This is a genomic window from Mangrovimonas sp. YM274 (assembly GCF_030908385.1).
Taxonomy (GTDB): domain Bacteria; phylum Bacteroidota; class Bacteroidia; order Flavobacteriales; family Flavobacteriaceae; genus Mangrovimonas_A.
On sequence record NZ_CP133091.1, the window covers coordinates 3,642,903 to 3,666,067 of the forward strand.

The window sequence follows — 23,165 nt, forward strand, 5'->3', positions numbered from 1 at the left end:
TTGCAGTTCAAAACATAAAACCAATAATCTATTTGCATTTTAAATGTGACTTTACAACAATCACTTCCATGCAAATACGCTTTAAAATAATATTGATTAAGAAATGAAATCACATACAATTGCCGACTTATTATCGCAGGATATCACATTTCATGACATAGAAATAAAAGGTTGGGTTCGCGCCTTTAGAGCCAACAGGTTTATTGCATTAAACGATGGTTCTACAATTCACAACATTCAATGTGTTGTAGATTTTGAAAATACTGATCCATCCACCTTAAAACGCATTACCACGGGTGCTGCCGTTCACATTGTTGGAGAATTGGTAGAAAGCCAAGGAAAGGGACAACGTGTAGAAATACAGGTAAAGACCATTGAGATTTTAGGAGATTCCGATCCAGAAACCTACCCTATTCAGCCTAAAAAACACACTTTTGAGTTCTTACGTAAAAATGCACACCTACGTACAAGAACCAATACGTTTAGTGCCGTAATGCGTTTGCGTTCGTCTTTGTCTTTTGCCATTCACAAGTATTTTAACGAGAATGGTTTTTACTATATGCACACCCCTATCATTACAGGAAGTGATGCTGAAGGGGCTGGGGAAATGTTTAGGGTATCTGCTTTGGATGCCAAAAACCCACCATTGAATGAAGAAGGAGAGGTTAACTATAAAGAAGATTTCTTCGGAAAAGAAACCAACCTAACGGTATCGGGACAATTGGAAGCCGAAACCTACGCCATGTCTCTAGGAAAAGTGTACACATTTGGCCCTACCTTTAGAGCGGAAAATTCAAACACTTCAAGACACTTGGCCGAATTCTGGATGATCGAACCAGAAGTTGCCTTTATGGATTTAGCAGGCAATATGGACCTTGCAGAGGATTTCATGAAGTCTGTTATCAACTATGTGTTGGAGCACAACATAGACGATCTTAAATTCTTGGAGCAACGATTGTTGGATGAGGAAAAAACCAAACCTCAAGCGGAACGTAGCGACATGAGCCTTATTGAAAAACTGAGGTTTGTTGCAGATAATAATTTCAAACGAGTAAGCTATACTGAGGCTATTGACATCCTGAGGAACTCAAAGCCAAATAAAAAGAAGAAATTCAACTATATCATTGACGAATGGGGTGCAGACCTTCAAAGTGAACACGAGCGTTTTCTTGTTGAAAAGCACTTTAAGTGTCCCGTAATCTTGTTTGATTATCCGGCCAATATCAAAGCCTTCTACATGCGTTTGAACGACGATGGAAAAACGGTTCGTGCCATGGACATTTTGTTCCCTGGCATTGGAGAGATTGTGGGTGGCTCACAACGTGAGGAACGTTTGGAAGTATTGAAGGAAAAAATGAAGGCCTTGGATATTGAGGAAGAAGAATTATGGTGGTACCTTGACCTGCGCAAATACGGAACTGCAGTTCATTCCGGCTTCGGACTTGGATTTGAACGTTTGGTGATGTTCGCTACTGGAATGACCAATATTAGAGATGTTATTCCTTACCCAAGAACGCCTCAAAACGCCGAGTTTTAATAAAAAATTAGCATAAATTATTTCAAAACAGCCTATGTTTACATTTTAATATAGGTTGTTTTTTTTACCTTTATCCGAAAGCAATTTTAAGCTATGCTCAAGCAGTATTTACAGTTCAAATTATCCCAAAAACTATCGCCGCAACAAATTCAATTAATGAAATTGATACAATTGCCTACACAAGCTTTTGAGCAGCGTTTAAAACAAGAACTGGAAGAGAATCCTGCCTTGGAAAGCGGTAAGGAGAAACATGAAGACTTTGAAGATACTTTTGAAGAATTCGACAATTCTGCCGATGAAATAAATGACAATGAATCCATCAATGCAGAGGATATTAATGTCGATGATTATTTAAGTGACGACGACATTCCAGACTACCGTACACAAAGCAACAATTACAGTAGTGACGATGAAGAAAAAACCATGCCCTATGCAGCCGGAACGTCCTTTACGCAGCACCTAACCAATCAGCTAAACACCTTTAGGCTTACGGATGAGGAAATGGACATTGCCGAGTTCTTGGTGGGAAGCATAGACGAAAGCGGTTATATAAGACGTTCACTAAACGATATTGTGGATGACCTTGCCTTTACCCAAAACATTTTTACCGATGTTGAATCTGTAGAAAAGGTACTCCATAAGGTTCACTTATTGGATCCTGCAGGAGTTGGTGCACGCAATCTACAGGAATGTTTAAGCATTCAATTGCACCGTAAGGAAAAAAATCCAGATGTTGCATTAGCCATTGAGATTATTGACAACGCTTTTGAGCAATTCACCAAAAAGCACTATAAAAAACTGCTTCAAAAATTTGATGTTACAGAAGAGCAATTGAGGGATGCCATAGAGGAAATTGAACACCTCAATCCAAAACCTGGAGGCTCCTACTCAGGTAACAACAAAATGGTAGAGCATGTAGTGCCAGATTTTGCCATTAGAATTGTTGATGGCGAATTAGAACTGACCCTAAATGGCAGAAATGCTCCAGAGTTACATGTATCTAGAGAGTATAGCAACATGATGAAAGGCTATAAGGAGAGCAAAGATAAATCGAAGCAACAGAAAGATGCTGTTTTATTCATCAAGCAAAAATTAGATGCCGCAAAATGGTTTATTGAAGCTATAAAACAACGCCAACAGACGCTTTTTGTTACTATGAGCGCCATTATGAATTACCAAGAAGAATACTTCCTTACAGGTGATGAACGCAAGTTGCGACCAATGATTTTAAAAGACATAGCCGATGAAATAGGTATGGATGTGTCTACTGTATCCCGCGTGGCAAACAGCAAATATGTTGACACACCTTACGGGACCAAACTTATCAAGGAATTCTTTTCAGAATCTATGACCAACGATCAAGGAGAAGAAGTCTCAACCAGGGAAATCAAAAAAATTCTGGAAACGGTAATAGAAGAAGAAGACAAGCGCAAGCCTCTCACTGATGAAAAATTGGCTTCCATTCTTAAAGAAAAAGGATACCCTATTGCCAGAAGGACGGTAGCAAAATATCGAGAACAATTGGATCTTCCCGTAGCTAGGTTGCGCAAAAAAATATAATCTTCTCGATTCTTAAGATTCTGCCATCGCTAATTATATAGGTGTATCAATACTATTTTTTAAATTCAAAGAGTTTCTTTAAATAGCTTGAAAGTCAATAATGAGTATTATCTTGTAAGCACATTTTGAAAGTACAAATTACAAGACGGCTATTTTGTATGCTAAAAGCTATATCGTTTATATTTCACCCAGTAATAATGCCCTTATTAGGTGTGCTGTTTTATTTTTTCAAAACACCTAGATATATTCCAGATCCCATTATAAAGGCAAAGGTATTTTCGGTTACTATCCTAACAATCATCCTACCTATTTTACTGTTCTACCTTTTGAAAACATTAAAACAAATAGATTCCTTTTACCTAAAGACCACCAAAGAGCGTATTGTTCCGTTGGTATTACAATGTGCTATTGTTATTCTAATATTCACCCGAGTATTGCCTCAAAATGAAATACCGGAACTTTACTTTTTCTTTATTGGTATTCTCTGCTCAACATTAACCTGCCTGATTCTAGCTTTAATGGATATAAAAGCAAGTATCCACATGATTGCGGGGGCCGGACTATTTATGTTTGCAGTAGCCATTGGTATCCACTTTCAAATAAATATTAACGGCAGTATTGCCTTAATGAGCATTTGTCTAGGAGCTATCGCTACATCAAGACTTCACCTAAAGGCCCATACACCAATAGAATTGATAATTGGTTTTTTTATAGGTTTTTTACCCCAATTGATTATGTTGAATTACTGGTTATAGAAAGAAAAACATCAGTCCAATTTTAAAGGTAGTCATATCCAAAGCTTCATTGGCAACCTGAACGTCATTAAAAATTGAATTAAGTGCATAATACAAATGAAGATTGAAATCGTCATACCCTGCACTTAAAGTAACCCCGTACTGAAAGGTATTAAAATCATCATTATTCCTGTATCTAAGCGTCCCTAAACTACCATCATACATTGATGTATCATAAAATACATAGCCTAGCTTAAATCCAGTATAAATACGCCAAAAGTCGTAGGTTACTGCGGTTGAAGTACGCCAACGAATTTCAAATGGCATTTCAAGCACGTAAGTAGTAAACCTGTTTTTTGAATAAGGCTGTTCACTTTCATCGATAATACTATACCCAAAATCCCTATCACCAGACTTGGTAATGGCCATATTTTGATTGTAATTGTTCAAAGCAAATCCCAACCCCAATCCAAACGCCACATTACGGCGCTTGTTAATTGGCATATCTCTAATAAAACCTAAATGCAACCCATAAGAAAATCCACTTTGTGATAAGCCTGCAGGTTCTTTGACCAACCAATTATAAGTAATGCCGGCATAAAACTGATCCTCTCGATATTTAGAATCTACAACTAATGAATCAACCAACGATTGCCCAAGGCTCGTCATGGCAAAAAGGAATATAGGGAGACAGCTAAAAAGACGTTTCATAATAACAAATATAGAAGAATAAACCTATTCCTAGTGCGTGTTGAAATAACAACATAAAAAAAGATCCCGATGCAAGCACCAGGATCTTTTCCAATATATTTAACAAATAAAATTATTTACTCATTTTGTGAGATATCACCGTTACGAGTTGTATAGTTGATTTTTAAAGCGTTTACTTTTCTAAGTTCGGTTTTAATATCACTTACAATACCCATATTAACCTCCTTATCCACTTTTAAAGCTGTAGTTAAGAAAGGTACCAATTCTTCACGCTTAGAAGCTCTTTCCGCCTCAATGAAAGCTTGAATGTCACTAACATCGGCAAACTTATCGTTGAGCTGGATACGGGCTTCTTTACCAAACGTACTTTGAAATCTTTCAGACGGCTTTCCGGCATAGATATACATGATCAAGTCCTTTTTGTCAAGTTTCTCAACTTGGTTTGCAAACGGCAAATCATTTTTGACTTTTAATGTAGTATCACGCATTACCGTAGCAACCATGAAAAAGAACAAAAGCATAAATACAATATCGGGTAATGATGCTGTTGAGATCGCTGGTAAATCGCCTGATTTTTTCTTATTAAATTTAGACATAAAATTGTGTTTTCTAAATTACTATTGAACTTCAGATAACTTTTGAGGATACTCAACCTTTATCTTCTCAATTTTTTCCTTTAGCTTTTCACTTTTGAACTCTGGTGAACGAGAATCGTCATAGGCCAATTCCATTTCGTGGAATGGTCTTCCAAATAATTCTTGGGCACGACGGTTTCTAAGCTCGTTATAGGCTGCCACCAACTCGTTTTGTACAGAAATATACATCGAGTAAGATGTTTCCCTCTCATTTTTAAGAGAGATAATTGCCTTGTCAGGATTATCAGAAGATTTTGGATCTCTTTTACCTTTACAATAGCCACAAGCATCATCGCCTGTACCACCACCATTATCCAAAAACTCAACAGCTGCCTTTCTTAAATCCTTCAACTCCATCAATTCGTCCTCCACCAACAACTGATCATTTTTGTTAATTAAAACTGTAAAAATGTTCTTTTGCTTAATTACAGGTGGTTCAACATTTTGATCATCTATTGGAGGCAACTTTCTACTCAAACCAGTATCGGTTTCAATAGTGGTTGTCACCAAGAAGAATATAAGAAGTAAGAACGCAATATCAGCCATGGATCCTGCATTTACTTCGGGTGCTGCTCTTTTTGCCATAATTACTTAATCATTTTTTTAACTCCAGACAACAACATAGATGCCGCTGCTGTGATAATTAGGATGTAGAAGGCGATCAATCCTGCGCCTGCCATGTGAGATTCGGCCTCTGTAGCCAATTTATTATTGTATTTGTATTCCATAGGATCTCCTCCTGATACGGCATACGATACAATCAAAATAGCGGCAAAAAGCCCTACTCCTATTAATGTTCCTTTTAGGGAAGCTGTATGTGTAACTAAATTCTTTAAAACAAAGAATACTACAAATAACAATATAATCCCTAAAACAATGTAAGCTACCCAGGCCATAGGATCAACAATTGATGAATCACCTTCCAAAGCCGCTGCCTTAATGGCCTCATCACCTTCTCCGATAATTCGGACCAAGAAAATGACACCTAAAACGCTTAAGATAGCTACTAATATTCTTAAAATTTTGTGTAAACCCATAGTTAATAAAAATTATTGCGGATTATTTTTTGTATCTGATTAACAAATCCATCAAATTAATGGACGCATCTTCCATGTCATTTACGATGCTATCGATTTTTGCAATAATGTAATTGTAGAAAATTTGAAGGATAATAGCCACGATAAGACCAAATACCGTTGTCAAAAGTGCTACTTTAATACCTCCTGCTACAAGTGATGGTTGCATATCACCAGCTGCTTCAATTTTATCGAATGCTTGAATCATCCCGATTACCGTTCCCATGAACCCTAACATCGGCGCCAATGCGATAAATAATGAAATCCAAGAAACGTTTTTCTCTAATTGTCCCATTTGAACACCACCATAAGCTACAACAGCTTTTTCAGCAGCATCGATACCTTCATCGTGTCTATCCAAACCTTGGTAGAAGATAGAGGCAACAGGCCCTTTAGTATTTCTACAAACTTCCTTAGCGGCTTCAATTCCTCCAGACTGTAAAGCATCCTCTACATTCTTAGTTAATTTCTTTGTATTTGTGGTAGATAAGTTCAAAAAGATAATTCTTTCGATTGCAATAGCCAATCCTAAGATCAAACAAAGCAATACAATCCCCATAAAGCCAGGACCACCTTCAATAAAACGCTTCTTAAGCTCTTGGTGAAATCCAAGTGGCTCGTCAGCAGGAGTAGCAGATTCTTCCTCTTGAGTTACGGTAGCAACAGTTGCAGTAGCTGCGCTGGTAGTAGTGTATGCGTTAGCATTAACAGTTCCGAAAGCCATGGTTCCTGCTATGGCTAGGATAGAAAATAGTCTTTTCATTGTTCTTAATCTTAATTTTATTAGTTAAAGTGTTAAAGATATAAAAAAATTGTAATTAAAAATAAAATAAGAGCAGAGAGGAAGGGATTCGAACCCTCGATACGCTTTTGGCGTATACACACTTTCCAGGCGTGCGCCTTCGACCACTCGGCCACCTCTCTGTTTATTGCTTTTTAATAAAGTTTAGCAAATAACCAAAAAACTTTTGAAAGCTAAAAATTTTACGAGTTAATTTTAAGACAATTCTCCTCGCAAAGCCGTTTCAAATATAGTTTTGAATGTTTTAACAGCTACTTTTTCACCTAGCAGATACATGAGCTTAGTAATTGCCGCTTCTGTAGTGATATCCTTACCTGAAATAACCCCAATACTTTGCAAATGAGAACTGGTTTCATACTGTCCCATGGCAACACTGCCTCCAGAACATTGGGTGACGTTTACAACGTGCACTCCATTTTTAATCAGCTTCTTGATAAACTCTACAAACCATGGTTCTGTAGTTGCATTGCCTGCGCCATAGGTTTCCATGATAATCCCTTTGATATTCGGGTTATGACACATACACTCCAAAACGGCCTTTGAAATTCCAGGAAAGAGTTTAATAAGTGCCACCCGGTTGTCAAAGGATTTATGGACCACCAACTTCTTTCTGGTATTTGGCTTGAATAAATAGTCATGATTGATTTTTAGATGCACACCTGATTCTGCCAAATGTGGATAATTCAACGAATCAAACGCCTCAAAATGTTCTGCGTTTATCTTGGTTGTACGATTGCCTCTGTATAATTTATATTCAAAATACAACCCCACTTCTCTTATTACAGGCCGATTCCTGTGTTGTAAAGAAGACATTTGTATGGAAGTAATAAGATTTTCTTTGGCATCTGTCCTTAAATCGCCAATTGGTAACTGAGACCCCGTTAGAATTACGGGCTTAGCCAAATTCTCCAACATAAAACTCAAGGCCGAAGCGGTGTAACTCATAGTATCACTACCATGCAGTACTACAAATCCATCGAATTCATTATAATGCTCTTCAATTATCTCAGCCAGTTGCACCCAATACTCGGGATTCATGTTGGAGGAATCAATGGGCTCATCAAACGAAACCGTATTGATGCCACAATCCAACAGTTTAAGTTCGGGGATTTGCTTGAGCAAGTTATTAAAATCGAATGCCTTTAAAGCTCCCGTATTAGGGTTCTTGATCATTCCAATAGTACCTCCTGTGTAAATTAACAGAATGTTTGGGTGGCCTTGCTCCATAATTAAATGCTAAAAATATCTTTTGAATTTTGGGTAGTAATACTTGCAACGTCGTCCTGAGAAACACCATACAATTCAGATAGTTTTTCCACGACCTTAACGATATACGCACTTTCGTTACGCTTACCCCTATATGGCTTTGGTGCCAAATATGGAGAATCTGTTTCCAAGACAATATGCTTTAAATCTATTTCACTAATAAATTTATCCAGTCCACCATTTTTAAAGGTAACAACTCCTCCAATTCCCAATTTCATATTATACCCAATTGCCTTATGCGCTTGTTGCAAATTACCTGTAAAACAATGAAATATTCCATAGAGGTCATCCCCGCTTTCCGTTTCCAACACCTCAAAAATTTCGTCAAAGGCCTCCCTGCAGTGTATTACAATTGGTAATTTATATTCTTTTGCCAATTGAATTTGATGACGAAACGCTTCCTTTTGAATGTCTAATGTAGATTTGTCCCAGTACAAGTCAATTCCAATTTCTCCAATCGCACAAAATGACCGCTTGGCTAACAGTTCCTCAACATGGCCCAATTCTTCTTTAAAGTTCTCTTTTACCGAAGTTGGATGCAGCCCAGCCATTAAATGAACATAATCCCCAAACTTGGCTTCAAGATCAAGCATCGCTTCTGTATAGGACGCATCTATGGCAGGAATAAAAAACCTTGACACGCCAGCCTCTAGAGCCCTAATCATCATCTCCTCCCTATCCTCTGCGAAAGCTTCACTATATAAATGCGTATGTGTATCTGTTATTATCATGCTGCAAAAATATATGTTTTACATCATTATCTTTGCACCAAACGGACACTAATGGAAAGATTACAGGATTTTTTAGTCGAAAAAGGTTACACTAAAATAAAATTACATCTCACGCAAACCAATCATTTTGAAATCAAGGCCACCATAAACGGTATAAAAGGGCTATTCATTTTAGATACAGGAGCTTCCAGCACCTGTGTTGGTTTTGAAACCATTGAAACCTTCAAACTAAAAGTAAAGGATTCCGAAATCAAAGCGGCAGGTGCAGGAGCAACAGACATGCTCACTCAAATTTCCAAAAAAAACAAATTAAAAATAGGCAAATGGAAAAAGGACAAAGTGCCCATAATCCTGTTCAACCTTGCCCATGTCAACAGTGCTTTGGTAAGTCACAACTCCAAACCAGTGGATGGCATTATTGGGGCCGATGTCTTAAAAAAAGGAAAAGCCATAATAGACTACGAGAAAAAATACCTTTATCTAAAGTTACCTTAAAACACTTTTTTTCAATAATTTACACTGACTATAAAAGTAACCTAAAGTATTAGAGAAAACAATAAAGTAGGTTCTTCCAAAATATTGCTTCCAGTTTAACTTTTCCAAAAAATACGTAGTACTACGTATTGTTTTACACTCCATTTTTAAAGAGTTTTACAAAGCTATTAATCGATTTATTTAGGAAGCCATAAAGCCTTGATTCAGTTCAAGGTTTTATTCCTATTAATTTCCTTTTAGGAATAACACCATTAAAAATGAAATCAAAATTCACCTTTGTTAACCTTGCGTTAATCATTGCCCTAATTTTGAGCTCCATCTTGATTATTACCATGAACATCTTTGTATGTTTTCATTGAATTTAACCTAAGGTTCATCAATCAGAAAATAATCAAATCAACCAAAACCAAACCAACCCAGAAAAGCGTAAATGTAAAGTTTACGCTTTTTTAGTTCAAAAAATACGTAGAACTACGTATTGTTTGATATTCTTTTATTCGCGAATTTTACAATGCTATTAATTAGTTCTTAGGGAGAATTATAAAAGCTCTCGGGTTATTGTTGACTCGGAGCTTTTATTTCAAAAGTCCTAACTTCTAATGATTTAAACATTGTCCCAATGAAAAATTCATATGAACAGCATCATAAAATTGTGGTTGCAAGTTTGATAAGTTGCGCCATCTTAATAATAATCGTAAATATTCTTGTTAATTTTTTTTAGTTATTAGTTAGTTATTTATCAAGAAAAAAAGGCGCTATTCTTCATAACGCCTTTTTGATTATTATTTAGAAAATATATTATAGCTCCAAAGCTTTTCTAACATCGTTGTTCATCAACAATTCTGTTGGGTTTTCAAGGGCTTCTTTAATTGCTACCAAAAATCCTACAGACTCTCTTCCATCAATAATTCTATGATCGTAAGACAATGCCAAATACATCATTGGGTGGATTTCAACCTTACCATCTACGGCGATAGGACGCTCAATAATATTGTGCATTCCTAAAATACCACTTTGAGGAGGGTTGATAATTGGTGTAGATAACATACTTCCAAACACACCTCCATTAGAAATTGTAAAGGTACCGCCTGTCATTTCATCCACCGTAATCTGTCCGTCACGAGCACGGAGAGCCAAACGTTTTACTTCGGCCTCTACTCCCCTAAAAGTAAGATTCTCTGCATTTCTTATTACCGGTACCATCAATCCTTTTGGTCCAGATACGGCAATACTGATATCACAGAAATCATAAGTAATCATTTCCTTACCATCAATCATAGAGTTTACAGCTGGATACTCCTTCAACGCCCTAACAACTGCCAAGGTAAAGAAACTCATAAACCCAAGACCAACACCATGTTTTGCCTTAAATTCTTCTTTATATTGGTTACGCAGCTCAAAAATAGGCGTCATGTTGGCCTCATTGAAAGTGGTCAACATAGCTGTTTCATTTTTAGCTGACACTAAACGCTCGGCCACCTTACGACGCAACATAGACAGTTTAGAACGAGTCTCTCCTCGACTACCTCCTGTCGGGGTTCCCATAGAAGGTTTAGCATTCACAGCATCTTCTTTTGTTACACGACCATCCTTTCCAGTTCCAGCCACTTCAGAAGCCTGCATGCCCTTTTCTGCCAAAATTTTCTTGGCTGCTGGACTTGCTGTTCCCGTTGCATAGGTTTTAGTTTCTGCAACCTCAGCTGGTTTTTGCGCCTCTTGCTTAGGAGCTGCTTCTTCTTTTACAGCTTCTTTGGCAGGAGCATCACCTTCCGGTTTTGCTGCACTGGTATCTATTAAACAAACCACTTCACCTACAGCTACCGCATCACCTTCTTCTGCCTTAAGCGTAATAATTCCGCTTGCTTCGGCAGGAAGCTCTAAGGTTGCTTTATCACTGTCAACCTCTGCAATTGCTTGGTCTTTTTCTACATAATCTCCATCTGCAACCAACCATTCTGCAATTTCTACTTCCGTGATGGACTCCCCTGGTGAAGGGACTTTCATTTCTAAAATCATTGTGTTATAATTTTATGTGTGGGATTTTATTATCTCTGGTTATTTTTTGATTTATCAAATACGAAGTCAATAACTTCTTGGTGACGTTTTTTGGAACGTACGCTACTACCTGCAGCCGGAGCCCCATAAGATCTACGGGTTGCAGCCCTAAAGGTTCTAGCCTCATCAAGATGCATAAGCATGTGACTGTAAGCCCCCATATTTCTAGGTTCTTCCTGTGCCCAAACAACGTCCTCAACACCTTTATATTTCTCCAATACCGCTTTAATTTCTTTCTCCGGTAATGGGAATAATTGTTCTATTCTTACTAGCGCTACATCGTTACGGCTTAGGTTTTCACGCTCTTCCAATAAATCGTAATAGAACTTACCTGTTACGAATACTAAGGTCTTAACGTTTTCAACTGCAACATCGGCATCATCAATAAGCATTTGGAAGCTGCCGTTGGCAAATTCTTCTACTGTAGAAACACATTTTGGATGACGTAAAAGACTCTTTGGGGTGAAAACAATTAATGGCTTTCTATACGTAGCCTTCATTTGCTTTCTTAACAAGTGGAACATATTGGCAGGTGTGGTACAGTCGGCCACAAACATATTGTCTTTAGCACATAATTGAAGGTAACGCTCCATACGTGCCGAGGAGTGCTCTGCTCCCTGCCCTTCATAACCGTGCGGCAACAACATTACCAAACCATTTTGTAATTTCCACTTATCTTCTGCCGCAGAAATATACTGATCAATCATAATTTGGGCGCCGTTACTGAAGTCACCAAATTGAGCTTCCCAAATAGTCAAGGTTTTAGGGCTGGCCATTGCATAACCATAATCAAACCCAACAACTCCGTACTCCGAAAGCAATGAGTTATAAACAAAGAAGCGTCCTTGCTCCTCGCTAATTGTATTCAACAATACAATTTCTTCTTCACTATCCTCTACTTTAACAACCGCATGACGGTGAGAGAAAGTTCCACGTTCCACATCTTGTCCTGAGATACGCACATCGTGTCCTTCTTCCAACAATGTTCCATACGCTAAGTGCTCAGCCATGGCCCAATCCAACTTGTTCTCTTCAAACATTGTTTTACGGGATTCAACAAGACGTTCTATCTTACGAATGAACTTTTTATCTTTTGGCAACGATGAAATAACGCCAACTATTTTCTCTAAACCTTCTTTAGAATAGGTGGTGTCCACTGGTTTCATCATTTCATCTTCCTTAACGGTGACGTAATCCACCCATTCATTTTGCATGAACGGTGTAATAACCGTTTTATCTTCTTTTCTTGAATCTTCAAGCTTTTCTTCCAATGAAGCTTTATACTGCTCTTCCAATTGAGCAACATGATCTTTGCTAATCACCCCTTCAGCGATTAATCGATCTGCATAAATATCTCTCGGGTTTTTATGCTTTGCTATTGCTTTATATAGTAATGGCTGTGTAAACTTAGGCTCATCCCCTTCGTTATGCCCATATTTTCTATACCCTAGTAAATCGATGAAGACATCACGCTTAAACTTCATTCGGAAGTCCAAAGCAAACAACATAGCATGTACCACTGCTTCGGCATCATCGGCATTTACGTGCAACACCGGAGACAGGGTTACCTTCCCTACATCGGTACAATAAGTACTGGAACGAGCATCTAAATAGTTGGTTGTAAATCCTATTTGGTTATTTACAACAATATGAATAGTCCCACTGGTTCCATAACCTTCCAACTGCGCCATTTGAACCACTTCATACACCAAACCTTGCCCTGCAATTGCGGCATCTCCATGCACTACAATTGGTAAAACCAAAGAAGGCTCTTCTGGATATTTGTCATCCTGTTTGGCACGGGTAATCCCTTCAACAACGGCTCCTACAGTTTCCAAATGAGAAGGGTTGGGAGCTATATTTAGATTAATTTTCTTTCCTGTATCTGTCACACGGTCACTGGTCCAACCTAAGTGATACTTTACGTCTCCATCAAATATTTCTTCTTCATAGTCCTTACCATCAAATTCACTAAATATGTCTTTAGCAGACTTTCCAAAGATATTGGTCAAGGTACTCAAACGACCACGGTGCGCCATTCCCATCACAAACTCCTTAACTCCATAGTCTGCAGCGCGCTCAATAACCGCATCCAAAGCTGGTATTAACGACTCTCCTCCTTCCAATGAAAAGCGCTTTTGCCCTACATATTTAGTATGCAGGAAATTTTCAAAAGACACTGCTTCATTTAACTTTTTGAGAATATGCTTTTTCTGATCCACAGAAAATTGAGGGTGATTGTCATTAATGTTCAACCGTTCCTGAATCCATTGTTTACGTTCAGGGTTTCGAATATACATATACTCAACACCAATGGCATCGCAATAGATGGCCTCTAGATGTCTAATAATTTCATGTAACGGTTGTGCGCCTATACCAAGAATATCACCTGCATTGAAAACGGTATTTAAGTCGGTTTTAGACAACCCGAAGTTTTCAATATCCAGGGTTGGCTCATATTTCCGACGGTCACGAACCGGATTGGTCTTTGTAAACAAGTGCCCTCTGGAGCGATACCCATCTATGAGGTTAACAACCTGAAATTCTTTTTGAAGATGCTCTGGTATTTGAGCGGAAACACCTTCTACAATCTCACCGTCCATTCCGTAGCTTTCGCTACCAAAATCATAACCTTGAAAAAAGGCTCTCCAACTAGGCTCAACTGAATCTGGGTTTTGTAAATATTGATCGTATAAGTCAGCAAAGTATGCTGTATGTGCTGCGTTTAAAAAGGAATATTTATCCATTATGTGTACTAACTGCTTTTCGCTTTTGCAAAATTTGTCCAAAAATACAACTTTTATAAAAATTAGTTATGCTTTTATTATATTTATAACACATAACCATATCAATTTAAATTATCATGAATTTAACCTCAAATCCCTTGAAGAAAATTCTATTGCCGCTACTTTTCACTTGTCTTTTTGCATCCACAAGTTTCTGCCAACAGACTGCTCCTAAGCAAAAAAGTGAGTTTTGGAGACATGTTCGATTTGGGGGAGGAATTGGCCTTGGTTTTGGTGATGGTTTCTTTAGTGGTACATTAGCCCCAAGTGCCATTTACGAATTCAACTGGCAATTTGCATTGGGTGTGGGACTCAATTTTTCTTACAACACTCAAAAGAACTTCTATAAATCAACCATCGTGGGAGGCAGTTTGATTGGGCTGTACCGACCTATAGAACAAATCCAGCTTTCTGCTGAATTTGAAGAAATGAACATCAGTAGAAACTATGATCGCCGATGGGACCTTCAAAACGAAAACTATTGGTATCCGGCCCTTTATTTAGGAGCTGGCTATAGCACTAGAAATGTGACTATAGGAATTCGCTATGATGTTTTATACGACCGGGACAAAAGTATTTACGCCGATCCTTGGGCGCCATTCGTAAGGGTTTATTTCTAAGAATATTGATTCCTAAACCACACCTTTTGCCATTCCCGTTTTAATATTAGAAAAGTCACCTCTTCAGAAAGTTTTAAAGTATCACTACCGTCAAGTTGCTTGATCTTATCTTCCGATACATCAATAATGTACAGTAAATTTAAATAATCGGCGAATTTTTCATGAATCAGTTTATAAACAGTTTCTTGAAGGAGCAACTTTAAACTGGAAGGCAACACCTGCTCATCAAAATCCAAATCGATGTTGGCATACAAAAAATCTTTGTTGAGTTGTCTAACTAACTTTTCATAGAGATTTTGCTCATTTGCCTGAGCAACCAAATCGTCATATGTGGCCGGTAACTGCACTATACTTTTCTATCCATTAACTGTTCGCCAAACACTCTCAAAATATCCTTTCGCTCTTGCGGAATTTTCAACTTCTCAAGAACAGCAAATGCCATATTTGTATAGTGCTTAATTGCCTCCTTAGTAGCCTGAGCTGCACCCGTAGATTCAAAAAATTGTTTGACGGTTTTAATTTTCTCAGACGCATCTGTAGGCTGAATACCATACAAATGCTGTAACTGCAAACGGTCACTTTCTGAAGAAAACTCCAATGCCTTCAAATAAAGATAGGTCTTCTTGTTTTCAATAATATCGCCTCCCACCTGTTTTCCAAAACTTTTGGGATCTCCAAACGCATCCAGATAGTCATCTTGCAATTGAAAAGCGATTCCGAGGTTTTTTCCGAATTCATAAACCCCCTTTTGATCGTCCAAAGAAGCCTCTGCAACAATGGCTCCCATTTGCATGGCGGCCCCAACCAAAACAGCCGTTTTATACTCAATCATTTTTAAATAGTCGGGAATGGACACGTTATCCATTAACTCAAAATCCATATCGTATTGCTGCCCTTCACAAACTTCCAATGCAGTTCTACTAAACAGTCTTGCCAAAGCCTGAAATACGTGGGGCTCATAATTTTCAAACAATTGATAAGCCAAAATCAACATAGCATCACCAGATAAAATACCGGTATTCAAATCCCATTTCTCATGTACCGTTTCATTCCCCCTTCTCAAAGGGGCATCATCCATAATATCGTCATGCACTAAAGAAAAGTTATGAAACACCTCAATACTCAAAGCCGCATGCAAGGCTTTTTCAACATTACAACCAAACATTTCGGCCGTCATTAGGGTAAGTACAGGGCGTAATCGCTTACCACCTAAATTGAGAATGTAATTAATTGGATTGTATAAAGAAACGGGCTCCTTTTGAACCGTAAAAGTCTGTAAATACTTGCTAAAAGTATCCTGATAATGTTCTACGTTTTGCATCGGACAAAAATAAGGCAATTGTCCTGATAGACACAAATGTTTCTTTTTAATATTAATAATATGTTAAAACTTAGGAAACTTTTTTTGTTTTTAAAGTTTCCAAAAGTATCTTTGCCGCTTCTTATGAAGGACGAAATTTTAAAAACCGCCGCAGAACTCTTTTTAACCTATGGTTTTAAGAGTGTTACAATGGACGAAATTGCCAACACACTTGGCATGTCCAAAAAGACCATCTATCAATACTTTGCCAACAAAAATGTATTGGTAGAAGCTACGACCCTTTATATGTTCAACATCATATCCAATGGCATTAACGATATAAGGGCCCAAAAGCTAAACCCTATCGAGGAAATTTTTGAAATAAAAAGATTTACAATGCAACACTTAAAGAATGAGAAGTCTTCACCTCAATTCCAGTTGCAGAAGTATTACCCTAAGATTTTTGAATCTTTAAAGACCAACCAGTTTTGCGTCATGGAGGATTGCGTCACCTGCAACTTGACAGAAGGAGTAGAACAGGGACTTTACCGAGATACTATTAATGTACAGTTTATCTCAAAAATGTATTTCCACTCCATGATGGCCTTAAAAGACAAAGAACTTTTTCCACTAAATAACTTTTCCATGCATGAATTAATGAACCACTATTTGGAATATCACTTGAGGGGAATTTGCACAGAAAAAGGCCTGGAAACATTAAAAAAGTACACAAACACAAATCGATCAACATAATGAAACACAATCTCATCTTAACCCTAAGCCTATTGTGCTCCCTTACCTTTTTTGGACAGGAGGAGACGCAAGTCTTCAGTCTTCAGGAAGCCATAGACTACGCTTTGGAGCATAACCGCGCTTCCATTAATGCGTCCAGGGATATTGAAGCAGCTGAAAAACAAAAATGGGAAACCACCGCTAGTGGATTACCTCAAATTGACGCAACCGTAGATTACCAAAATTGGATCAAACAGCAAGTATCACTTTTGCCTGGTGAGCTTGCAGGAGGTGAACCTGGAACATTCATTCCGGTAACTTTCGGCACTAAACATTCAGTAAATGCTACCGCAACTTTAAACCAAAAGATCTTTGACGGCTCTTATTTGGTTGGCCTGCAATCGGCCAAAGTGTATTTGGAAATCTCCCAAAACGCCAAAGTAAAAACAGATCTTGAAGTACGGCAAGCAGTTATTAACGCCTATGTCAATGTGTTGTTTTCAGAAGAAGCTTTGGACATTTTGAATAAAAACTTAGCCGTGCTTCAAAAGAATTTGGAAGAAACCACCAAGATTTTTGAGAATGGTTTGGAAGAAGAGGAAAGTGTTGAGCAATTGCAAATCACACTGTCCGGCATTGAAAGCCAATTAAACAATACCAGACGCCTAAAAGTGCTCGCCTATCAAATGTTTAATATAACCTTAGGTTTAGACTTGAATACCGACACCACTTTAACAGATGATTTGGCCATGCTTACCGAAGAAAATATGGACTTGGGGATTTTACAAGCCGATGAGAACATTGAAAACACCATCGACTACAAAATCGCCAAGAACGATATGGTTTCAAAAGAATTGTTACTGAAATTAGAAAAAAGCAAATTTTTACCCACCCTAAATGCTTTTGTAAATGGAGGGTATTTAGGCTTTAATGATGAATTTGGCTTTTTAAGAGGTGATCAGCAATGGTTTGGTACTTCCCTATTTGGGCTAAGCCTCAGAGTGCCTATTTTCAGTTCAGGAATGCGAAGTGCCTCTACACAAAGAGCCCGCATCAATTATGAAAAAGCACAAACGGACCTTACGGAAATAGAACAACAATTAAAACTTCAAATTGCCTCTGCAAAAAGCGACTACCAATTGGCAATGGAAGAATACGAAAACAAAAAGAAAAACCTCAACTTAGCCGAACGTATCGAAACCAAAAACGAAACTAAATTCTTTGAAGGGGTTGGCTCAAGTTTTGAATTGAGACAAGCACAAACACAACTATATACGGCACAAGAGGAATACCTTCAAGCCATGATGCAGGTCATCAACACAAAAGCCGAATTGGAAACCTCACTTAACACCGTCCTTATAAACTAATCAATCATAAACACACAGAACATTCAAATCATGAAAAACATATTTACCATCATAACACTAGCATTTCTTATTGTTTCCTGTGGAGGCGAAAAGAAAAAGAATTCTGTAGAAAATGTTTTAAGCTCTAACAACTTAGAATTAATAAGGACCAAAAGAGCCGAAGTTGTTGCAGAACAGCAAGAAATTGCAGGCAAGTTAAAGCAACTTGACGATGCCATTGCAAAATTAGACACTGTAAAACATGTTCCACTTATCACCACTTTTACCGCAAAACAAGAAGAATTCAAACACATGTTAGACATTCAAGGGAATGTGACGACTAAAAACCTATTAGTGATTACGCCAGAATTCAACGGAATTCTAACCGATATTTATGTTAAGGAAGGGCAACAGGTTAGTAAAGGTCAAATTTTAGCAAAAATTGATGATGGCGGATTAGGTCAGCAATTGGCTCAATTACAAATTCAAGCTGAATTGGCCAAAACTACTTTTGACCGTCAAAAACGTCTTTGGGATGCCAATATTGGTAGTGAATTGCAATACCTACAAGCAAAATCCTCATACGAGGCACAAACCAAAGCCATTAACCAATTGCAACAGCAAATAGCCAAAACAAGAGTAACGGCTCCATTTAGCGGAACCATCGATGATATCATCACAGAAAAAGGAAGCGTGGTTGCAGCGGGACAATCCCAATTAATAAGATTGGTAAACCTTAAGGACATGTACATTGAAACAGACGTTCCGGAACGCTACATTACCGACGTAACCAAAGGAAAAGAAGTAATTGTTGAATTCCCGGTATTGAACAAAACAATCAATACAGAGATTCGCCAGGCGGGAGATTATATCAACCCTGCCAACAGAACGTTTAAAGTACAAGTGGATATTCCTAATAAAGACGAATCTATCAAACCTAACTTGACTGCACGTTTAAAAATTAACGATTACACCAATGAAAATGCCTTACTAATTCCGCAAAGTATCATTTCTGAAAATGCCAATGGAGAGCAATATATTTATGTTATCAAGGATAAAAATGGTAACGGAGAGGGACAGGCAAACCGTGTAATCATTAAAACAGGAAGAACCCAAGGAGATGTCATTGAAGTTCTGGACGGTATAGAAAACGGAGCCGAAATCATTCAAGAAGGTGCTCGTAGCGTTAAAGATGGGCAAACAGTTAAAGTAATCACCTACTAAACCAACAGCTATGACAGAAAAAAATCAAAAACTAGTCAATAAAGAATTCCGTTGGTCTTCTTGGGCTATTGACAATAAAACCACCATGTATGTTCTTATTGTGGTGATTTTCTACCTTGGAGTTGGCGCTTTTTTCGACATGCCAAGAGAAAACTTCCCAGAAGTGAACGAGACCAAAATTTATGTAAGCTCTGTATTCCCTGGGAACACTGCAGAAGATATCGAAAAACTGATAACCGACCCTCTTGAAGATCGACTAAAAACAGTAAGTAATGTTGTTGAAATCACCTCAACCTCGCAAGAGGATTATGGAATGGTGATTGTGGAGTTTGATGAAAACATCACTGTTGAAGAAGCCAAACAAAAGGTAAAAGACGAAATCGATCAGGAAACCTCAAGTGAAGATTGGCCTACCTTTAACGGTGCCAAAGTAGAACCTGACGTATTTGAATTGAGCCTTTCAGAAGAAATGCCCATCCTGAACATTAACATTTCGGGAGATTATCCAATTGAAAAATTAAAGGAATACGGAGAATACCTTCAAGACGAAATTGAAGACTTACTCGAAATCAAAAAAGTTGATATTCGTGGGGCACAGGAAAAAGAAGTGGAGGTTGCTGTAGATATTTATAAAATGATGGCTGCAGAAGTAACCTTCAATGATGTTATTAATGCCATTAACAATGGTAACGTTACCATTTCAGCAGGTAACTTAAAAGCTAGTGGGCAACGTCGTACCATTCGTGTTTTGGGCGAGATAGAATCTCCAGATGAATTGGAAAATTTTGTTGTAAAATCTGAAGGTGGACACGCTATCTATCTTAAAGATGTAGCCATTGTAGCTTTTAAAGAAGAGGACAAAACAACCTTTGCAAGAGAATTTGGTGAACCCGTTGTCATGTTGGACGTTAAAAAACGTGCAGGTAAAAACATGGTGGACGCCGCCGAGCAAATTAACACCATTGTAGACCATGCCATTAAAGATGTATTTCCTCAAGACTTAAAGGTAACCATTGCCAACGACCAATCTTCAGTAACCATTGGTCAAGTAGACGATTTGGTGAACAACATCATATTCGGGGTAATCTTAGTAGTAACCGTTTTGATGTTCTTCCTTGGCTTTAAGAATGCTATTTTTGTTGGGTTCGCTATCCCTATGTCCATGTTTATGTCTTTGATGATTTTGAATTTCTTTGGAATCTCATTGAACACCATGGTATTGTTCGGTCTTATCATGGGCCTTGGTATGTTGGTTGATAACGGTATTGTAGTAGTTGAAAACGTATACCGCCTCATGGATGAAGAAGGCATGAGCCGAATGGAAGCTGCCAAAAAAGGAATTGGTGAAATTGCATTCCCCATTATCATTTCCACAGCAACCACGGTAGCAGCATTCATCCCATTAGGTTTATGGCCAGGATTGATGGGAGAATTCATGATGATTTTACCGCAAACACTGTCCATAGTTTTAGGGTCTTCGTTGTTTGTAGCTATCTTTTTCAACTCTGTATTGGTTTCTCAATTTATGAGTACGGAAGACAAGGACATGCCTTTAAACAAAATCATAAAGCTTAGCGCTATTATGGCTGTATTAGGAATTTTGGTCTACTTATTTGGTGGTACGTACAAAGCTTTAGGATCATTAATGGTATTTTCGGCCATCATGCTTTGGGTATATCGATTATTTCTAAGAAAATGGGCCAATAGTTTCCAAACAAAAACCTTGGTAAAACTGGAACGTTGGTATGAAGGGCAATTACGTTGGGCACTCTCTGGAAAGAAACCTGCCTTGATAACGATTGCCACCTTTTCTGCTTTGATTGCTTCCTTTATAGCCTTCGGAATCTCATTGAAAGAACAACGTACCAAAGTGGAGTTTTTCCCAGACAACAAGCCTAACCAGATTATTGTCTACATAGAATACCCTCAAGGTACGGCTATTGAAAAAACCAATGCCATCACCAAAGAGATTGAAAAACGGGTATATGATGTACTGGATACCAACCAATATAAAGAGGGTGACTATAACTTTATGGTAGAAAGTGCCGTATCGCAAGTTGGTGAAGGGGCCGGAAACCCTCAAACCGATGGTGGGTCGGCAGCAGAAATGCCACACAAAGCAAAAATCACGGCTTCCATGAGGGAATATAAATACCGAAGAGGAGAAGATAGTGAATTGTTGCGCCAAAAAGTTCAGGAAGCTCTGGTAGGTATCTATCCTGGGGTATTGATTTCGGTTGAAAAAGATGCCGCGGGTCCGCCTGCAGGTTCCCCTATCAATATTGAAATAGAAGGAGAGGACTATGACGAGTTGATTGCCACAGCCGAAAACATGAGAGAGTTTATCAACTCCAGAAATATTCAAGGAATTGATGAACTTAAAATCGATGTCAACAAAAACAAGCCTTCCATGAAGGTCGTTATCGATAGAGAAAAAGCTGGAGAACTTGGTATTAGTGCCGCTCAAGTTGGACAACAATTACGTAATTCCATCTTTGGAACCAAAGCTGGCATTTACAAAGAAGGAGGTGATGATTATGACATCTATGTACGATTTAATGAGGAAAACAGATACAATACCAGTGCGTTATTTAACCAAAATATCACCTTTAGAGATAATATGGGTAAAATCAAGAGCATTCCGGTATCAGCTGTGACCAAACACGAAAACAACTCTGGTTTTAGCGCGATAAAACACAAAGACACCAGACGTGTTGTTACCGTATATTCGGCATTATCTCCCGGGTTTACTGATGCCGGAGCCATTGTAGCGCAAATTCAGAATGAAATGAAGAGTTATGAAGGTTTGCCAGAAAACATCAAAATTGATTACACTGGGCAAATTGAAGAGCAGAACAAGCAAATGAAATTCTTGATGGGAGCGTTCTTTACCGGTTTGGGATTAATTTTCTTCATCCTGATTTTCCAATTCAACTCCATCTCCAAACCGGCTATTATCATGCTAGCCATTTTCCTAAGTTTCATTGGGGTGTTTGGAGGGCTTGTAATCACCGGTTGGGCTTTCGTTATCATGATGACCATGGTAGGAATCATATCCCTGGCGGGTATCGTAGTAAATAACGGAGTAGTCCTTTTGGATTATGCCCAACTTTTAATTGACAGAAAGAAAATTGATAGAGGCCTGGATGATGACGAATACCTATCGATTGAGGATCTTTTCGAAAGTATTGTAAGAGCAGGAAAAGCACGTTTACGTCCCGTATTGCTAACGGCAATTACTACAATACTTGGATTGATTCCATTAGCTATAGGGCTGAACATTAACTTCTTTACACTCTTTAGTGAATTCAATCCTCACATCTACATGGGAGGAGATAACGTAGTGTTCTGGGGGCCACTGGCATGGACCGTAATATTTGGACTTTTCGTTGCAACGTTCTTAACCTTGATTGTGGTTCCAGTACTGTTCTTCCTATCCATGAAGCTTAAAATGTGGATTAGAAGTAAAATTGCTCCTACCGAATCTAAAACGGAAGAATCATTTTCGTTACAAAAAGAAATTGACGCTCACCCGAGCATTGATTAATAGCGGAG

General features: G+C 38.2%; 20 protein-coding genes and 1 tRNA gene. 9 read left to right on the top strand and 12 right to left on the bottom strand.

Features of this window, described 5'->3' with window-relative positions:
- Positions 1 to 103 precede the first annotated feature (103 nt).
- The 3 genes from asnS (at position 104) to RBH95_RS15960 (ending at position 3,852) form a co-directional block, all read left to right on the top strand.
- A complete protein-coding gene (gene asnS, locus RBH95_RS15950; protein WP_307900557.1) occupies positions 104 to 1,537 on the top strand; it encodes an asparagine--tRNA ligase in 1,434 nt (477 codons plus the stop codon).
- A 93-nt stretch (positions 1,538 to 1,630) separates the two neighbouring features.
- Positions 1,631 to 3,097, top strand: coding sequence for an RNA polymerase factor sigma-54 (gene rpoN / locus RBH95_RS15955; RefSeq protein WP_307900558.1), 1,467 nt, complete (start codon positions 1,631 to 1,633; stop codon positions 3,095 to 3,097).
- A 197-nt stretch (positions 3,098 to 3,294) separates the two neighbouring features.
- Positions 3,295 to 3,852: a hypothetical protein gene (locus RBH95_RS15960; RefSeq protein ID WP_307900559.1), complete on the top strand. Its 558-nt coding sequence runs from the start codon at positions 3,295 to 3,297 to the stop codon at positions 3,850 to 3,852.
- Here the strand turns inward: RBH95_RS15960 and RBH95_RS15965 are convergent.
- From RBH95_RS15965 to RBH95_RS16000, 8 genes are all read right to left on the bottom strand, one after another.
- Entirely contained in the window at positions 3,847 to 4,542 is a 696-nt protein-coding gene (locus tag RBH95_RS15965; protein ID WP_307900560.1) for a porin family protein, read from the bottom strand. The two genes, RBH95_RS15960 and RBH95_RS15965, sit on opposite strands and share 6 nt — an antisense overlap.
- A 116-nt stretch (positions 4,543 to 4,658) precedes the next feature.
- A complete protein-coding gene (locus RBH95_RS15970) occupies positions 4,659 to 5,138 on the bottom strand; it encodes a biopolymer transporter ExbD (protein ID WP_307900561.1) in 480 nt (159 codons plus the stop codon).
- 21 nt (positions 5,139 to 5,159) lie between these two features.
- Positions 5,160 to 5,762: a biopolymer transporter ExbD gene (locus RBH95_RS15975; protein WP_307900562.1), complete on the bottom strand. Its 603-nt coding sequence runs from the start codon at positions 5,760 to 5,762 to the stop codon at positions 5,160 to 5,162.
- Positions 5,763 to 5,764: 2 nt separating this feature from the next.
- On the bottom strand, positions 5,765 to 6,214 hold the full coding sequence (locus tag RBH95_RS15980; protein WP_307900563.1) for a hypothetical protein: 450 nt from the start codon (positions 6,212 to 6,214) through the stop codon (positions 5,765 to 5,767).
- A 22-nt stretch (positions 6,215 to 6,236) separates the two neighbouring features.
- The gene (locus RBH95_RS15985) at positions 6,237 to 7,016 is read right to left on the bottom strand and encodes a MotA/TolQ/ExbB proton channel family protein (RefSeq protein ID WP_307900564.1); all 780 of its coding nucleotides are present in this window, start codon (positions 7,014 to 7,016) and stop codon (positions 6,237 to 6,239) included.
- 73 nt (positions 7,017 to 7,089) lie between these two features.
- Positions 7,090 to 7,177 (bottom strand) — tRNA-Ser (locus RBH95_RS15990).
- A gap of 73 nt (positions 7,178 to 7,250) precedes the next feature.
- On the bottom strand, positions 7,251 to 8,282 hold the full coding sequence (locus tag RBH95_RS15995) for an asparaginase (RefSeq protein ID WP_307900565.1): 1,032 nt from the start codon (positions 8,280 to 8,282) through the stop codon (positions 7,251 to 7,253).
- Positions 8,283 to 8,284: 2 nt separating this feature from the next.
- Positions 8,285 to 9,052: a TatD family hydrolase gene (locus RBH95_RS16000; RefSeq protein ID WP_307900566.1), complete on the bottom strand. Its 768-nt coding sequence runs from the start codon at positions 9,050 to 9,052 to the stop codon at positions 8,285 to 8,287.
- A 51-nt stretch (positions 9,053 to 9,103) separates the two neighbouring features.
- Here RBH95_RS16000 and RBH95_RS16005 point away from each other — a divergent pair, with 51 nt between their 5' ends.
- Positions 9,104 to 9,547 (top strand): TIGR02281 family clan AA aspartic protease, encoded by a 444-nt coding sequence (locus RBH95_RS16005; protein WP_307900567.1) that lies wholly within the window; start codon positions 9,104 to 9,106, stop codon positions 9,545 to 9,547.
- A gap of 798 nt (positions 9,548 to 10,345) precedes the next feature.
- Here RBH95_RS16005 and odhB read toward each other — a convergent pair.
- Together odhB and RBH95_RS16015 are read right to left on the bottom strand one after the other, a co-directional pair.
- On the bottom strand, positions 10,346 to 11,563 hold the full coding sequence (gene odhB / locus RBH95_RS16010; protein WP_307900568.1) for a 2-oxoglutarate dehydrogenase complex dihydrolipoyllysine-residue succinyltransferase: 1,218 nt from the start codon (positions 11,561 to 11,563) through the stop codon (positions 10,346 to 10,348).
- Between the two features lie 29 nt (positions 11,564 to 11,592).
- Positions 11,593 to 14,349, bottom strand: coding sequence for a 2-oxoglutarate dehydrogenase E1 component (locus RBH95_RS16015; RefSeq protein ID WP_307900569.1), 2,757 nt, complete (start codon positions 14,347 to 14,349; stop codon positions 11,593 to 11,595).
- A 137-nt stretch (positions 14,350 to 14,486) separates the two neighbouring features.
- On the opposite strand from RBH95_RS16015, the gene RBH95_RS16020 reads away from it, so the two are divergent.
- Positions 14,487 to 15,008, top strand: coding sequence for an alpha-ketoglutarate decarboxylase (locus tag RBH95_RS16020; protein ID WP_307900570.1), 522 nt, complete (start codon positions 14,487 to 14,489; stop codon positions 15,006 to 15,008).
- On the opposite strand, the gene RBH95_RS16025 is transcribed toward RBH95_RS16020, so the two are convergent.
- Together RBH95_RS16025 and RBH95_RS16030 are read right to left on the bottom strand one after the other, a co-directional pair.
- Positions 15,005 to 15,355 carry a hypothetical protein gene (locus RBH95_RS16025; RefSeq protein ID WP_307900571.1) on the bottom strand — a complete coding sequence of 117 codons (351 nt, stop codon included), beginning with the start codon at positions 15,353 to 15,355 and terminating at the stop codon, positions 15,005 to 15,007. The genes RBH95_RS16020 and RBH95_RS16025 overlap by 4 nt on opposite strands.
- Positions 15,355 to 16,329: a polyprenyl synthetase family protein gene (locus tag RBH95_RS16030; RefSeq protein ID WP_307900572.1), complete on the bottom strand. Its 975-nt coding sequence runs from the start codon at positions 16,327 to 16,329 to the stop codon at positions 15,355 to 15,357. The genes RBH95_RS16025 and RBH95_RS16030 overlap by 1 nt, the downstream gene beginning before the upstream one ends.
- A 123-nt stretch (positions 16,330 to 16,452) precedes the next feature.
- Here RBH95_RS16030 and RBH95_RS16035 point away from each other — a divergent pair, with 123 nt between their 5' ends.
- Genes RBH95_RS16035 through RBH95_RS16050 form a run of 4 tightly spaced genes read left to right on the top strand, consistent with a single transcriptional unit; the run spans position 16,453 to position 23,157 of the window.
- On the top strand, positions 16,453 to 17,061 hold the full coding sequence (locus tag RBH95_RS16035; protein WP_307900573.1) for a TetR/AcrR family transcriptional regulator: 609 nt from the start codon (positions 16,453 to 16,455) through the stop codon (positions 17,059 to 17,061).
- Complete coding sequence (locus tag RBH95_RS16040; RefSeq protein WP_307900574.1) at positions 17,061 to 18,407, top strand: TolC family protein; 1,347 nt, start codon at positions 17,061 to 17,063, stop codon at positions 18,405 to 18,407. The genes RBH95_RS16035 and RBH95_RS16040 overlap by 1 nt, the downstream gene beginning before the upstream one ends.
- 30 nt (positions 18,408 to 18,437) lie before the next feature.
- Positions 18,438 to 19,610, top strand: a complete 1,173-nt coding sequence (locus RBH95_RS16045) for an efflux RND transporter periplasmic adaptor subunit (RefSeq protein ID WP_307900575.1) — start codon at positions 18,438 to 18,440, stop codon at positions 19,608 to 19,610.
- A 10-nt stretch (positions 19,611 to 19,620) separates the two neighbouring features.
- Entirely contained in the window at positions 19,621 to 23,157 is a 3,537-nt protein-coding gene (locus RBH95_RS16050; RefSeq protein WP_307900576.1) for an efflux RND transporter permease subunit, read from the top strand.
- Positions 23,158 to 23,165 lie beyond the last annotated feature (8 nt).